This window comes from Paracoccus sp. NIOT.M2S5SZ12 (assembly GCF_057748165.1).
This window is the reverse complement of sequence record NZ_JBYLFR010000068.1, coordinates 1-747: the sequence shown is the minus strand read 5'-3', so window position 1 is coordinate 747 and position 747 is coordinate 1. Positions and strand designations below refer to the sequence as shown.

General features: G+C 61.2%; 1 tRNA gene and 1 pseudogene. One reads left to right on the top strand and one right to left on the bottom strand.

The features are described 5' to 3' along the window. Window positions 1-169: 169 nt before the first annotated feature. Window positions 170-243, bottom strand: a tRNA-Gly gene (locus AC2SGK_RS18325). A 277-nt stretch (window positions 244-520) separates the two neighbouring features. Here AC2SGK_RS18325 and AC2SGK_RS18320 point away from each other — a divergent pair. Beyond that, window positions 521-747, top strand: a pseudogene (locus AC2SGK_RS18320) (glutamine--fructose-6-phosphate transaminase (isomerizing)); the annotation flags it as partial.

Genomic DNA, 747 nt, shown 5'->3' with positions numbered 1-747 from the left:
CGCTCGCGCACTTCAGGGGAAAACTTGTTCGTGGTCTTGCTCATGATGCTCCATCCTACTCAAGAGTTGGAGCCTCCGGCAAACCCGGCGCGGTTCACGACGCCGTCCAAAGGGCTAATGCAGCGATCAGCAGAAATTTTGAAGCGTCGTAACTTTCAAAATAAAATTCTGGAGCGGGTGAAGGGAATCGAACCCTCGTCACTTGCTTGGGAAGCAAAAGCTCTACCATTGAGCTACACCCGCGCTGCCTTGTGAATACCGCCACTGCCGCGCTGCTGCAAGGGCAAACCGCGCGGCGTCCGAGCGTCCGGATCGCAGCCGACATGCCGCACCTGCGGGATATGTGATGCCGGTGTCCTGTAAACGCATCGCCTGTCCAGCCCGCGTCGAGCAGCGGTGTCCGCAGTGGGACCGCACTGATTTTAGGTATCATCTTGACGCCAAGGCGCGCGATAGGTCAGACCGAAGGCGTTGCGCAAGGCAGGTTGCGTATTTTTGTGGCTGAGTTCGGATCATCGTCATGTGCGGCATCATCGGGATTCTGGGGCATCACGAGGTCTCTCCTCAGCTTGTGGATGCGCTGCGGCGGCTGGAATACCGGGGCTATGACAGCGCGGGGGTGGCGACGGTGGACGGATCGGGGCGGCTGGAGCGGCGGCGGGCGGTGGGCAAGCTGGTCAACCTGTCGGACCTCTTGGTCCATCAGCCGCTGACCGGCCATGCGGGCATCGGGCACACCCGGTGGGC